The organism is Kitasatospora sp. NPDC127060 (assembly GCF_042724935.1).
Taxonomy (GTDB): Bacteria; Actinomycetota; Actinomycetes; order Streptomycetales; family Streptomycetaceae; genus Kitasatospora.
Genome location: NZ_JBHXEG010000004.1, coordinates 14,306 through 27,243, shown reverse-complemented (window position 1 = coordinate 27,243; position 12,938 = coordinate 14,306). Strand labels below are relative to the sequence as shown.

Sequence of the window (12,938 nt, the reverse complement as noted above, 5' to 3'; positions counted from 1 at the left end):
ATGCTCTGCCTCACGTACATCTACAACGACCGCATCGCCCAGGCCGAGCGGCTGGCCGCGGACGCCATCATCCAGTTCGAGCTGGCCGGTTGGAGCCGTGCCCACCGGGGCTTCGCGTACTTCCTGATGGGGCTGGCCCGGTTCCGCCGCGGGCTGCTCGCCGAGGCCGAGGACTTCCTGGGCCGGGCCTACCGCATCTCCGAGCGGATCGGCGCCAAGCTGCCGCTGGCCTGGGACGCCGTGGGCGTGCTGGTGGACACCCTGATCGCCCGCGGCCGGGTCGAGCAGGCCTGGGAGCTGGCCAACGAGTTCGGCTTCCACCCGCCGTACCACGCGACGGCCATGGTGCTGCCGGACGCCGCCTCGCTGTACGGCAAGCTGCTGGTCGCCAAGAACCGCTACGCCGGCGCGGCCGCCGCGCTGACCGAGGCCGGAGCCCAGCTGGAGGTCCGCGGCTGGCACAACACCGTCTGGGCGCCGTGGGCCGGGCACCTGGCCGTCGCGATCTCCGCCGACGAGCCGGAGCGCGCCCGCGACTACGCCCACAAGGCCGTCCGGGACGCCCGCAAGTTCGGCACCGCCTCGGCGATCGGCAGCGCGTTGCGGCTGCAGGCGCGGATCGAGGACGGTCAGCAGGCGGTGGAGGTGCTGGAGCAGGCGGTCGAGCACCTCGGGCAGTCCCCGGCCGGGTACGAGCACGCCGTCGCGCTGGTCGACCTCGGCGCCGCGCTGCGCCGGGTCGGGCGGCTGGAGGACGCCCAGGAGTACCTGTACCAGGGCATCGAGCTGGCCCAGCACTGCTCGGCGGAGAAGCTCGTCGACCGGGCCCGGCGGGAGCTGGCCAACTACGGCCTGCGGCCCAACCGGCTGGGGCTGCACGGCTTCGGGGAGACGCTGGAGGCGCTCAGCGGGCCGGAGCGGGAGGTCGCCGACCTGGCGGTCAAGGGCGTGCCGCCGCAGCGGATCGCGGAGGAGCTCGGGGTGCACCTGAGCCTGGTCAACCGGCGGTTGGCGGCGGTCTACCGCAAGGCGGGCACCGGGCCGGACGGGCTGGCTTCGGCGCTGGGGCTGCGGCCGGAGCGGGGCGGCGAGGAGCCGGGGGCGTAGCGGCTCGGGGGCTTCCGACCGGCGCCCCGCGGGCGGTAGCTCACGGTGGCGTTCGGGCGGCGCGCGGAGGCGTGAGAGCGCCCCTGCCGGGCCCGCCCTCGCTAGGCTGACGGACACCACGGGGGGCCGCCGAGACGCCCCCCGGACGGAACGGGACACCGGGCGGAAGCGGCGGCACCGCTGCCGCCAGTGAGGAGCAGGCCATGGCGAGCGAGGCCACCAGTGTGCGCCGCGAACCCCTCGACCCCTCGGGCGCGGGCGCGGCGATCCAGCGCTGGACGCTGACCGCCGGCCCGTACGAGGCGAGCGTGCTCACCCTCGGCGCCACCCTGCACACCCTCAGCGCTCCGGACCGCGCCGGGCGCACCGCCCAACTGCTGCTGTCCACCGACGAGTTGGCGCAGATCCTGGGCCCGGCCCGGCACTACGGCACGGTGGTGGGCCGGTACGCCAACCGGATCGACGGCTCCAGCGTCACCATCGACGGCGAGGCGCACCCGCTCGCCCCGACCGGCGGCGGCCTCACCCTGCACGGCGGGCCGGACGGCTTCGCCCAGCGGATGTGGGCGGCCGAGCCGGTCGAGGGCGGGGTGCTGCTGCGGCTGCACAGCCCGGACGGCGACCAGGGCTTCCCGGGGGCGCTGGACGTCACCGTCACCTACACGCTGTCCCACACCCCGGGCACGGGTGGCGAGCTGGTGATCGACTACCGCGCCGTCACCACCAAGCCGACCGTCGTCAACCTGACCAACCACGCGTACTTCAACCTCTCGGGTGAGGGCAGCGGCGACGTCCTGGGCCACCTGCTCACCCTGGACGCCGACGGGTACACCCCGGCCGACGAGCGGCAGATCCCGTACGGGCGGACCGAGCCGGTGGCCGGCACGCCGTTCGACTTCACGGTGGCCACCCCGATCGGCAAGTCGGTGCACGACGAGCACCCGCAGCTGGCCGGCCCGGGCGGCTACGACCACAACTGGGTCCTGCGACCCCGCCCGGCGGACGGCGGCCCGGCGCGGGCGGCACTGCTGGAGGACCCGGTCAGCGGCCGCACCCTGGAGGTGCTGACCACCGAGCCGGGTGTCCAGGTCTACACGGCGAACAAGTTCCAGGGCGCGGTCACCGGTGCGAGCGGGGTGCCGTACGGGCCGTTCGCCGGGATCGCGCTGGAGACCCAGCACTTCCCGGACTCCCCGCACCACCCGGCCTTCCCGAGCACCGTGCTGCGGCCGGGGGAGGAGTTCCGCTCGACCACGGTGCTGCGGCTGGGCGTCAGCTGATCGGTGCAGGTCCCGGTGATCAGCGCAGGTCCCGGCGCATGCAGAGCCGGGGCCAGCGGTCGAGGCCGTGCTCGGCCTCCTGGCGGCGGATCCCGCGCAGGCCGGGGGTGAGTTCGGCGTCGGTCAGCGGGCGGAAGCCGCAGCGGGCGTAGTAGGGGGCGTTCCAGGGGACGTCGGCGAAGGTGGTCAGGGTGAGCGCGGGGGCGTCGGTGCCCGCGGCGAGGTGCTCGATCAGGGCCCGGCCGATGCCCTGCCGGGCGTGGTCGGGGTGGACCGAGACCTGCTCGACGTGCAGCGCGCCGTCCACCGGTTCGGCCAGCAGGTAGCCGGCGATGCTGCCGTCGGGCGCCTCGGCGACCAGGGCGGTGCCGTGCTGCAGGTAGCGGGCCAGGTCCTCCGGGGCGGGGGGCTCGTCCTCGGCGACCTCGGGCATCCCGATCTCCGCGAAGGGGGCTCCGGCGGCCCGCTCCAGTTCGCCGAGCAGGGGCAGGTCGTCCTCGGTGACGGCTCTGATGCGCATGCGCACCAGTCTGCTGCAAGCGCCTTTCGGCCACGCAGGGTGGTTCTGTCAGCCGGTCCGGATCGGGGCGAAACGGACGAAGACGGACATTGCGCCGTGCCGTCAACTACCGTGCGGCCACGCCCAGGACACGCGGGCGTAACGATCGCGGTTTCTTGCAGAAACTTGCTGCAAGACCTTTCCGTTGATCTTGCGCCGCTGTTAACTTCCTTCCCGAGCCCGACGGCAGCAACGGTGCGGTCGGCACGAGGCAGCCATTATGCGCCTGTCTCCGAACATCTCGGGCACCCCCACCCTCCCTAGGAGTTCTCATGCGGCGTGGCATCGCGGCCTCTGCCCTCGTTGTGGCCCTCGCGGTCTCGATGGCTGCCTGTGGCAGCAGTGGCGGCTCCGGCTCGGACGGCAAGGCCGACGGCCCGGTCACTCTTACCTACTGGGACACGTCGAACGCCACCAACGAGGCTCCTAACTACCAGGAACTGGTCAAGAAGTTCGAGGCGGCCAACCCGAACATCAAGGTCGACGTCGTCAACGTGCCGTTCGACCAGGCGCAGAACAAGCTGCAGACGGCCATGGGGGCCAAGGGTGCGCCCGACGTCTTCCGCTCCGAGGTCGGCTGGACCGCCGCCTTCGCCAAGGCCGGCTTCCTGGAGCCGCTGGACGGCACCCCGGCCGCCGCGGACGCCTCCGCCTTCCAGCCCAGCCTGATCCAGCAGGCCAAGTACGAGGGCAAGCTGTACGGCGTCCCGCTGGTCACCGACACCCTGGGCCTCCTCTACAACAAGGACCTGTTCGCCAAGGCCGGCATCACCGACGCCCCCAAGACCTGGGACGAGCTGAAGACCGACGCCGCCGCCGTCAAGGACAAGGCGGGCGTCGACGGCTTCTGGATGAAGGCCGCCGACGGCTACTACGCGATGCCGTTCCTGTTCGGCGAGGGCACCGACGCGGTCGACGCAGCCAACAAGAAGATCACCATCACCTCGCCCGAGGCCGTCAAGGGCATCGAGACCTACAAGTCGATGTTCACCTCGCCCGGCACGGCCAAGGCCGACGTCACCACCGACGCCTACGCCCACATGATGGACGCCTTCAACAGCGGCAAGGTCGCGGCGATCATCCAGGGCCCGTGGGAGATCACCAACATCTACAAGGGCTCCGCGTTCGCCGACAAGAAGAACCTCGGCATCGCCCCCGTCCCGGCCGGCTCCAGCGGCAAGGCCGGCGCCCCCACCGGCGGCCACAACATCGCCGTCTACGCCGGCGCCGACAAGGCCCACAAGGCCGCCGCCGAGAAGTTCGCCGCCTTCATGACCTCGGCCGAGAGCCAGGCCTTCATCGCGCAGAAGAACTCCACCCTGCCGACCCGCTCGGACGCCTACACCGCGGACGTCAAGGCCGACCCGGGCATCGCCGGCTTCCAGGCCATCCTCGGCAGCGCCAAGCCGCGCCCCGAACTGCCCGAGTACAGCTCGCTGTTCGACTCGCTCGGCACCAACCTGGGCAAGACCGTCCAGGGCACCGGCACCCAGGACGCGCTGAACACCGTGGCCACGGACTACGCCAAGCTCCTGCCGGGCTTCGCCAAGTAGTCACCACCGCCCGGCCCGCCGACCCCGGCGGGCCGGGCTGTCGGCTCCCCCGAGAAATCCCCCCGAGAAGGTGCAAACGATGTCAGTCGCCGTGCAGGGCGCCACCGGCAAGGGCAGCCGGGAGCGCGATCAGCGTCCGGGTCCGCTGGAACGCCTCAAGCGCTCCTACGCGAGGCACTGGTACGCCTACGCGATGATCGCCCCGGTCGTGCTGGTGCTCGGCGCACTGGTGTTCTATCCCCTGGTCCAGGGCATCTGGCTGACCCTCACCGACGCCAACAGCCTCAACGTCGCCCGCAAGATCGGCGTCAACGAGATCCCGGCCAGCTACCAGTACATCGGCTTCCACAACTACGCCGACATCCTCTGGGGCCCGGGCTCGTACGACCGTTTCTGGTCCCACTTCGTGTGGACCATCGCCTGGACGGTCATCTGCGTCTGCCTGCACTACACCCTCGGCCTCGGCCTCGCCGTACTGCTCAACAAGAAGCTGCGCGGGCGCGCCGCCTACCGGATGATGCTCATCCTCCCGTGGGCCGTCCCGACCTTCGTCACGGTCTTCTCCTGGCGGCTGATGCTCTCCGACGGCGGCGTGGTCAACACCCTGCTCTCCACCCTGCACCTGCCCGAGCCCGGCTGGCTCACCGACCCGTGGGCGCAGAAGGCGGCCGCGATCCTGGTCAACACCTGGGCCGGCGTGCCGTTCATGATGATCTCGCTGCTCGGCGGGCTGCAGTCGATCCCGGCCGAACTGTACGAGGCCGCCGAGATGGACGGCGCCACCCGCTGGCAGCAGTTCCGGCACATCACCCTGCCCGGGCTGCGCAGCGTCTCCTCCACCGTCGTGCTGCTCGGCGTGATCTGGACGTTCAACCAGTTCAACGTGATCTTCCTGCTGTTCGGCAAGGGCGCCCCGGACGCCCAGCTGCTGGTCACCTGGGCCTACCGCCTGGGCTTCGGCCAGATCCCCCGGGACTACGCCGGGTCCGCCGCGTACGGCGTGATCCTGCTGTCCATCCTGATCGTCTTCACCGCCTTCTACCGGCGCTGGCTCGCCCGCAACGAGCAGGCCAACGGCTGAGGCCCCGGACCGAGTCCACCCGGACCCCAGCCGACCCCCACCGGTCGACCCACGAAGGCAGGTAACCCCGATGAGCACCACCACCGAACGCCCCGCTCCCACGACGACCGCGGCCCCGACCGCGCGACCCGTCAAGTTCCGCCCGCGCGGCGAGAGCAGCCCGCTGTCCAAGGCGCTGTCCCACGGCGTCCTGATCCTGGCCAGCCTGATCGCGCTGTTCCCGGTCGCCTGGATCCTCTTCGTCTCGCTCGGGCCGGACAAGAACGACTACCTCCACCCCGGCCAGATCTTCGGCAAGCTCACGCTGTCGAACTACCAGCACGTGCTGGGCGACACCGACTTCTTCACCTGGTTCGGCAACTCGCTGCTGGTCGCCGGGGTGACCACCGTGTTCGGCGTGCTGCTCGCCGCCACCGCCGGCTACGCCGTCTCCCGGATGAGGTTCCCCGGGCACCGGCCGCTGATGTGGTCGCTGCTGGTCACCCAGATGTTCCCGATCGCGGTGCTGATCGTGCCGATGTACACGATGCTCTCCGAGCTGGACCTGCTGGACAGCTACGCCGGCCTGATCCTGGTCTACTCCACCACCACCGTGCCGTACTGCGCCTGGCTGATGAAGGGCTACTTCGACACCATCCCGGTGGAGATCGACGAGGCCGGCCGGGTCGACGGGCTCAGCCCGTTCGGCACCTTCTGGCGGCTGGTGCTGCCGCTCGCCCGGCCGGGCCTGGCGGTGGCCGCGTTCTACTCCTTCCTGACCTACTGGGCCGAGGTGCCGTTCGCCTCCACGTTCATGCTCAGCTCCGACAAGTACACGCTGGCCGTCGGCCTGCAGAGCTTCGTCAGCGAGCACGACGCCCAGTGGAACCTGATGGCCGCCACCGCCGTGCTGATCGCCATCCCGTCCGCGGCCTTCTTCTACCTGGTGCAGCGCCACCTGGTCACCGGTCTGACCGCCGGTGCCTCCAAGTCCTGACGCCGCGCGCCGGCCCGGCGCTCCGCACGTCCCAGCGCTTCCCGATGACCAAGCGCTCCCGCTCCTCTAGTCCCCAAGGGATACCGTCCATGACCCAGAACCTGGCCGACACCTCCCGGCCTTCCGCCGAGACCGCTCACGAGGCGAACGCGGGCGTGTCCAGAGGCTGGTGGCGGGACGCGGTCATCTACCAGGTGTACCCGCGCAGTTTCGCCGACTCCAACGGGGACGGCATGGGCGACCTGCCCGGCATCCGCAGCCGCCTGCCGTACCTGCGGGACCTCGGCGTGGACGCCGTCTGGCTCTCCCCGTTCTACGCCTCGCCGCAGGCCGACGCCGGCTACGACGTCGCCGACTACCGCGCGGTGGACCCGATGTTCGGCACCCTGCTGGACGCCGACGCGCTGATCCGCGACGCCCACCAGCTGGGGCTGCGGATCATCGTCGACCTCGTCCCCAACCACTCCTCGGACCAGCACGAGTGGTTCCAGCGCGCCCTGCGCGAAGGGCCGGGCTCCCCGCTGCGCGAGCGCTACCACTTCCGCCCCGGCAAGGGCGAGAACGGTGAACTGCCGCCCAACGACTGGGAGTCCATCTTCGGTGGCCCGGCCTGGACCCGCACCGAGAACCCGGACGGCACCCCCGGCGACTGGTACCTGCACCTGTTCGCCCCGGAGCAGCCCGACTTCAACTGGGAGAACCCGGCCGTCGCCGACGAGTTCCGCTCGATCCTGCGCTTCTGGCTGGACATGGGCGTGGACGGCTTCCGCATCGACGTCGCCCACGGCCTGGTCAAGGCCCCCGGCCTGCCCGACCTCGGCGGCGCCGACCAGCTCAAGCTGCTCGGCAACGACGTCATGCCGTTCTTCGACCAGGACGGCGTGCACGAGATCTACCGCAGCTGGCGCAAGATCCTCGACGAGTACCCGGGGCAGCGGATCGGCGTCGCCGAGGCCTGGACCCCGACCGTCCAGCGCACCGCCAACTACGTCCGCCCGGACGAGCTGCACCAGGCCTTCAACTTCCAGTACCTGGGCACCGACTGGGACGCCGCCGCGCTGCGCGAGGTGATCGACCTCTCGCTCGACTCGATGCGTCCGGTCGACGCCCCCACCACCTGGGTGCTCTCCAACCACGACGTCACCCGGCACGCCACCCGCTTCGCCAACGAGCCCGGCCTCGGCACCCAGATCCGCACCCCCGGCGACCGTGCGCTCGGTCTGCGACGGGCCCGCGCCGCCACCCTGCTGATGCTCGCGCTGCCCGGCTCCGCCTACGTCTACCAGGGTGAGGAACTCGGCCTGCCGGACGTCACCGACCTGCCCGACGAGGTCCGCCAGGACCCGTCCTTCTTCCGCCAGGCCGGCCAGGACGGCTACCGCGACGGCTGCCGCGTCCCGATCCCGTGGTCCGGCACCGAGGCCCCCTACGGCTTCGGGCCGGTCGCGGGCGGACCGTCCTGGCTGCCGCAGCCGGCCGAGTGGGCCGAGTTGAGCGTCGAGGCGCAGACCGGCGACCCGACCTCCACCCTGGAGCTCTACCGCAGCGCGCTGGCCGTCCGACGGGCCCAGCCCGACCTCGGCGCCGGCACCGAGGTCCACTGGCTGGACGGCCCCGAGGGCACTCTCGCCTTCCGGCGCGGCTCCTTCGTCTGCACCGTGAACACCACCGGCGAACCGGTGCGCATCCCCGCACCGGGCCGGCTGCTGCTCGCCTCGACCGAACTCGTGGTGGACGGCGGAGAGACGGTGCTCGCTCCGGACGCCACCGGCTGGTGGGCGGTCTGACGTGGTTGCAATAGGCTCTGGGACCGTGACTACGGCGCGACTCTCAGACATCGCGGCGCAGGCGGGGGTCAGCGAAGCCACCGTCTCCCGCGTACTCAACGGCAAGGCGAACGTCTCCGCCGCCACCAGGCAGACCGTCCTGGCGGCGCTCGACGTGCTCGGCTACGAGCGGCCGACCCGGCTGCGCCAGCGCAGCGCCGGGCTGATCGGGCTGATCACACCGGAGTTGAGCAACCCGATCTTCCCCGCGCTGGCGCAGGTGATCGAGCAGGTGCTCAGCCGGCACGGGTACACGCCGGTGCTGTGCACCCAGACCCCCGGCGGCTCCACCGAGGACGAACTGGTCGACATGCTGGTGGACCGGGGCGTAGCGGGCATCGTGTTCGTCTCCGGACTGCACGCCGACTCCACGGCCGACCACGACCGCTACGCCCGGCTGTCCGGGCGCGGGGTGCCGTTCGTGCTGATCAACGGCTACAGCGAGAAGATCGACGCGCCGTTCATCTCGCCGGACGACCGCTCGGCGATGTGGATGGCCGTCCAGCACCTGGCCGAACTCGGGCACGAGCGGATCGGCCTGGCGGTCGGGCAGCGGCGGTACGTGCCGGTGCTGCGCAAGATCGAGGGCTTCACGGCGGCGATGCGCGAGGTGCTCGGGCACAGCGAGGAGCAGGCCGAGGGCCTCGTCCACCACACGCTGTTCAGTGTGGAGGGCGGGCACGCGGCGGCCGGCGCGCTGCTGGACAAGGGCTGCACGGCGATCGTCTGCGGAAGCGACATGATGGCGCTCGGGGCGATCCGGGCGGTGCGGCAGCGGGGGCTGTCGGTGCCGCAGGACGTGTCGGTGGTCGGCTTCGACGACTCGCCGCTGATCGCCTTCACCGAACCGCCGTTGACGACGATCCGGCAGCCGGTCGAGGCGATGGCGACGGCCGCGGTGGACGCCCTGCTGGAGGAGGTGGGCGGGAACGCCGCCCAGCGTGGGGAGTTCATGTTCCAGCCGGAGCTGGTGATGCGGGGTTCCACGGGAGCCTGTGCGCGCTGAGGCCGGCGGGTGCCGTCCAACTGACGGGCCCCGGAGGGCGGTTGCTCTCCGGGGCCCGTCGGCGTGCGCGCGGGGTGGGCCGGCTGCTCAGCCCTCCTGGGCGGCCGGGCGGTCGGTGCTGACCCGGTGGCCGTCGGTCGCGTCGCCGGTCCGGGTCTCGGTGCGGCGGCCGCGGGCCAGGTAGTCGCGCAGGACCAGTTCGACGGCGTCCTGGGGGTTCTTGGTGCCGGAGAGCAGCATCGCGTCGATCGCGAGGTTCGCGTCGAGCGTGACGGTGACCTGGGCCATGGTGACTCCTCCTCGGGTGCGGAGCAGCAGCATGCCCCGCGGGCCGGGGTTTGACCATGCGGAGGCCGGCACGTGGGTACGCCGAAGCCCCGGGGGGAGCGACCAGACTCTCCCCGGGGCTGTCGGGTGACGGCGGCTGACAGCTGACAGATGATGAAATCTGTTATCCGTCAGCTGTCATTCGTCAGCCGTGCGGTGCGCGTGGTGCGCATCGTGTGCGTGGTGTGCGCGGTGTCCTCAGACCCGGCCGGCGAAGTCCGGGGCCCAGTTGGCGATGGTCTGGAGGCGGACGCCCGAGCTCGGGTTGGCGGCCTCGACGTACTGGCCGTTGCCGATGTAGATGGCGACGTGGTAGACGCCGGAGTCCTGGCCGTTGTTCGACCAGAACAGCAGGTCGCCCGGCTGCAGGCTGTCCAGCGAGACGTGGGTGCTGGCGGCGGCCTGGTCGGCGGCGACGCGCGGGATGTTGATGCCCGCGGCGCGCAGCGCGGCCTGGGTCAGGCCGGAGCAGTCCCAGCCGCCGTTGCCGGTGCCGCCGTAGACGTACGCCTGACCGATCTTCGACTGGGCGAAGGAGACGGCCGCGGCCATGCTGCCGGTGGCGGCCTGGGCCGGGGCCGGGGTCTGCGCCTGGGCGGTCGGCTTCGAGGCGGGCTTGGAAGCCGGCTTCGAGGCGGTGGACGTGCCCTGGTCGATCGGCTTGGCGTTCACGGCACCGCCGTTCGAGGCCTGGCCGGACTTCTTCGAGCGGTCGAACCAGGCGAAGTCCGAGCCGGACTTGGTGGCGGTGGAGGACTGGTCGGCCTGGGCCGAGCCGCCGTCACCGAAGGTCAGCTGCTGGCCCGGGTAGATGGTGTCCGGGCCGTCGGTCAGGGTGCCGCGGTTGAGGTCGTACAGCCGCTGCCAGCCGCCCTGGACGTTGTGCTTGGTGGCGATCGAGGACAGCCAGTCGCCGTCGACGACGGTGTAGCTGCCGCCCTGGGCCTGCGTCTGACGCTTCTGCGCCCAGCTGCTGTTGGCGGAGGAGTCGGCGGACGAGGCGGAGTCACCCGAGGTCTGCGCCTGGTCCTGGGCGGGCGCGGCCTTCGGGGTGGCGGTCTTCGGCGCGGGGGTCTTCGGCGCGGGGGTCTGCGCCGGCTTGGCGGCGGTGGAGCCGGCCGAGGTGTCGACCGCGGCGGCGGCGCCGCCCTTGGTCAGCCCGGCCTGCACCGAGCAGACCGGCCAGGCGCCGGGGCCCTGCGAGGCGAGGACCTTCTCGGCGACGGCGATCTGCTGGTCCTTGGTGGCCTGGTTGGCCTGCGGGGCGTACGCGGTACCGCCGAAGGCGGCCCAGGTGCTGGAGGTGAACTGCAGGCCGCCGAAGAAGCCGTTGCCGGTGTTGATGCTCCAGTTGCCGCTGCTCTCGCACTGGGCGACCTTGTCCCAGGTGGCGACGGAGGCGGCGTTGGCGGTGCCGGTGGTCAGGCAGGGGACGGTGAGGCCGACGCCGGCGACGCCGAGGGCGGCGATCACGCGACGGGTGCGGCTGGACAGGCGGTTGCCGTTGGAAGGCAGCATGAAGACGCGGTCCTCTCCCACGCCTGCGAGGTGAGCTGTCGGATTCGGGCTGGAGTTGCCCGGCCGCGCTGTGGGCGCGGCTTCACCCCTAGCCCTGGACCGTTCCGGAAAACGGCCTAGGGCGACTTACCTGTGGTTCCCCCGCTCCTGCCGTGATGCGTTTTCGCGCTGCCAGGACATCCGACGGCAGGACTCGGCGTCGCGGATGAACTGGGTCCGTGTGGTCACGAACGGGGAGCACGTTATGCAGACGTAAGTTAAAACTGCAAATACCTGTGACGCGCATCACGGTTTAGTGGGAAACGCCAAAAGGCTCGAAATTCATGATCGCAAATGATCGTTTTCTTTCAAATTGGTGGTGGATTGCGATAACTGGCTTCGCCTCAGGAGCGAAGTGACGGAGCGTTGGAGCGCAACGAGGGCGCTCCCCCGTGCCGGGGGAGCGGCAGCGAATCGAGCGCTGGACAACGCGCCGACAATTCATCGACAAATGGCACCAGAACGGACATTGCGTCGCATTGCCCGCTTAACTCTCCTGTGGGGCGATCCGAACACGTCGAAAGGGCCCGGAACGCGGTCGTTCCGGGCCCTTCGGTGGTGCGAGTGCCGCGACGGGCGGTCGCGGGCTCTGCGGCGGGCGTTCCGCCGGGTCGTACGGGAGGTGTCCGTCAGCCTTCAAGGGGCCCGTCGGCGGCCGCGTGGGCGCGGCGGGAGCCCTCACCGGCCCCGGTGGTGGCGGCGGCCTCCGCCTCGGCCTCGGCCAGCTCCTCCGCCGTCGGCGTGGGCAGCGCGGCCAGGTAGGTGGAGGCGATCAGCTGGCCGACCGTCGGGTACGCGCCCAACGGCGCCGCCGACGGGCAGCCGGTCTCCTCGGCGGCCGTGGCGAGCAGCTCGGAGTCCGCCTCCGGGCCGATCACGAGCGGGGCCAGCGCGGGGCGCTGGGAGCCGGTCTCCTTGAGGTGGTTGACGGCGGCGGCGACCGAGCCGGGCACGTCGAGCGCCGCGGGGACGACCGGGACGGCCAGTCGGGCGGCCAGCAGCACGCCGGTGATCCCGGCCGCGGCGGCCGCTTCCTCACCGCCGACGGTGGTCAGGACCACGCCGTCCGCGGCGGTCGCGATGGCGAACAGCCGGGCCCGGTCGGCCCGGGCCAGCCCGGCCTCGGACAGTCGCACGTGGACGGCCTCGGCCAGCAGCGGGTGCGGGCCCAGGGCGTCGGTGACGGTCGCGCCGTACTCGGCCGCGAGAGCCTGAAGCCCGGTCAGGAAGCCGTGCGGGCCGGGCACCAGCGGCACCACGACGGGCGTCGGCAGTCCGGCCTCGGCGGCCGCCGCCAGCAGCTCCGCGACGGTGCGCTCCTCGGCGCCCCCGGTGGTGGCGCCGTCGGTCGGGAGGTAGCCGACCGCGGCCTGGACGCCGGTGTGCTCACTGCGGACGATCGAGAGCAGTTCCTCGACGACCGAGCGGGACTCGGGCCCCGGGGTCGCGGGTACGGCGAGCACCAGGGCCGGCGAGCCGGTGCGGATCTCGGGGCGCTCGGGGCGGCGGTGGCGCCCCCGCGCACGGGAGCCTGGAGTGCGGACGGGCAGTGGCGCGCCCGGGATGGCTGCGGTGCTCATGCCGGAGATCGTAGGACATCTGCCCGTCAGGCCTGCAGTCGGCTGCCGTACGGGTTTCGGGTGGTCGTGGTGCGGAGGCCGTGTCC

At 71.7% G+C, this 12,938-nt stretch carries 10 protein-coding genes, 1 pseudogene and 1 riboswitch; of the genes and pseudogenes, 7 read left to right on the top strand and 4 right to left on the bottom strand.

What is annotated here, in order from left to right; all coding sequences use genetic code 11:
• Together ACFWIS_RS04065 and ACFWIS_RS04060 are read left to right on the top strand one after the other, a co-directional pair.
• Positions 1 to 1,107 (top strand): annotated as a pseudogene (locus ACFWIS_RS04065) (ATP-binding protein); the annotation flags it as partial.
• A gap of 203 nt (positions 1,108 to 1,310) precedes the next feature.
• Entirely contained in the window at positions 1,311 to 2,387 is a 1,077-nt protein-coding gene (locus ACFWIS_RS04060; RefSeq protein ID WP_380453192.1) for an aldose epimerase family protein, read from the top strand.
• Between the two features lie 19 nt (positions 2,388 to 2,406).
• On the opposite strand, the gene ACFWIS_RS04055 is transcribed toward ACFWIS_RS04060, so the two are convergent.
• Positions 2,407 to 2,907, bottom strand: coding sequence for a GNAT family N-acetyltransferase (locus ACFWIS_RS04055; RefSeq protein WP_380453191.1), 501 nt, complete (start codon positions 2,905 to 2,907; stop codon positions 2,407 to 2,409).
• A gap of 311 nt (positions 2,908 to 3,218) precedes the next feature.
• Between ACFWIS_RS04055 and ACFWIS_RS04050 the strand changes: the two genes are divergently transcribed.
• The 5 genes from ACFWIS_RS04050 (at position 3,219) to ACFWIS_RS04030 (ending at position 9,388) form a co-directional block, all read left to right on the top strand.
• A complete protein-coding gene (locus ACFWIS_RS04050) occupies positions 3,219 to 4,499 on the top strand; it encodes an extracellular solute-binding protein (protein WP_380453189.1) in 1,281 nt (426 codons plus the stop codon).
• 79 nt (positions 4,500 to 4,578) lie between these two features.
• Positions 4,579 to 5,580 carry a carbohydrate ABC transporter permease gene (locus ACFWIS_RS04045; protein WP_380453188.1) on the top strand — a complete coding sequence of 334 codons (1,002 nt, stop codon included), beginning with the start codon at positions 4,579 to 4,581 and terminating at the stop codon, positions 5,578 to 5,580.
• A 70-nt stretch (positions 5,581 to 5,650) separates the two neighbouring features.
• Positions 5,651 to 6,556 carry a sugar ABC transporter permease gene (locus ACFWIS_RS04040; RefSeq protein WP_380453186.1) on the top strand — a complete coding sequence of 302 codons (906 nt, stop codon included), beginning with the start codon at positions 5,651 to 5,653 and terminating at the stop codon, positions 6,554 to 6,556.
• 89 nt (positions 6,557 to 6,645) lie between these two features.
• Positions 6,646 to 8,343: a glycoside hydrolase family 13 protein gene (locus ACFWIS_RS04035; RefSeq protein ID WP_380453184.1), complete on the top strand. Its 1,698-nt coding sequence runs from the start codon at positions 6,646 to 6,648 to the stop codon at positions 8,341 to 8,343.
• A gap of 25 nt (positions 8,344 to 8,368) precedes the next feature.
• Positions 8,369 to 9,388 (top strand): LacI family DNA-binding transcriptional regulator, encoded by a 1,020-nt coding sequence (locus ACFWIS_RS04030; protein ID WP_380453182.1) that lies wholly within the window; start codon positions 8,369 to 8,371, stop codon positions 9,386 to 9,388.
• An 87-nt stretch (positions 9,389 to 9,475) separates the two neighbouring features.
• Here ACFWIS_RS04030 and ACFWIS_RS04025 read toward each other — a convergent pair whose 3' ends face one another.
• The 3 genes from ACFWIS_RS04025 to ACFWIS_RS04015 all read right to left on the bottom strand — a co-directional run bounded on the left by ACFWIS_RS04025 (position 9,476) and on the right by ACFWIS_RS04015 (position 12,852).
• Positions 9,476 to 9,676: a hypothetical protein gene (locus ACFWIS_RS04025; protein WP_380453180.1), complete on the bottom strand. Its 201-nt coding sequence runs from the start codon at positions 9,674 to 9,676 to the stop codon at positions 9,476 to 9,478.
• Between the two features lie 237 nt (positions 9,677 to 9,913).
• A complete protein-coding gene (locus ACFWIS_RS04020; protein WP_380453179.1) occupies positions 9,914 to 11,233 on the bottom strand; it encodes a transglycosylase family protein in 1,320 nt (439 codons plus the stop codon).
• A gap of 7 nt (positions 11,234 to 11,240) precedes the next feature.
• A riboswitch (cyclic di-AMP (ydaO/yuaA leader) is annotated at positions 11,241 to 11,403 on the bottom strand.
• A gap of 498 nt (positions 11,404 to 11,901) precedes the next feature.
• Positions 11,902 to 12,852, bottom strand: a complete 951-nt coding sequence (locus tag ACFWIS_RS04015; protein WP_380453177.1) for a hypothetical protein — start codon at positions 12,850 to 12,852, stop codon at positions 11,902 to 11,904.
• Positions 12,853 to 12,938 lie beyond the last annotated feature (86 nt).

Excerpts from the sequence above, each read along its gene's own strand:
- ACFWIS_RS04060 (WP_380453192.1), top strand. The coding sequence starts at position 1,311 with ATGGCGAGCGAGGCCACCAGTGTGCGCCGCGAACCCCTCGACCCCTCG.
- ACFWIS_RS04055 (WP_380453191.1), bottom strand. The coding sequence starts at position 2,907 with ATGCGCATCAGAGCCGTCACCGAGGACGACCTGCCCCTGCTCGGCGAA.
- ACFWIS_RS04050 (WP_380453189.1), top strand. The coding sequence starts at position 3,219 with ATGCGGCGTGGCATCGCGGCCTCTGCCCTCGTTGTGGCCCTCGCGGTC.
- ACFWIS_RS04045 (WP_380453188.1), top strand. The coding sequence starts at position 4,579 with ATGTCAGTCGCCGTGCAGGGCGCCACCGGCAAGGGCAGCCGGGAGCGC.
- ACFWIS_RS04040 (WP_380453186.1), top strand. The coding sequence starts at position 5,651 with ATGAGCACCACCACCGAACGCCCCGCTCCCACGACGACCGCGGCCCCG.
- ACFWIS_RS04035 (WP_380453184.1), top strand. The coding sequence starts at position 6,646 with ATGACCCAGAACCTGGCCGACACCTCCCGGCCTTCCGCCGAGACCGCT.
- ACFWIS_RS04025 (WP_380453180.1), bottom strand. The coding sequence starts at position 9,676 with ATGGCCCAGGTCACCGTCACGCTCGACGCGAACCTCGCGATCGACGCG.
- ACFWIS_RS04020 (WP_380453179.1), bottom strand. The coding sequence starts at position 11,233 with ATGCTGCCTTCCAACGGCAACCGCCTGTCCAGCCGCACCCGTCGCGTG.
- ACFWIS_RS04015 (WP_380453177.1), bottom strand. The coding sequence starts at position 12,852 with ATGAGCACCGCAGCCATCCCGGGCGCGCCACTGCCCGTCCGCACTCCA.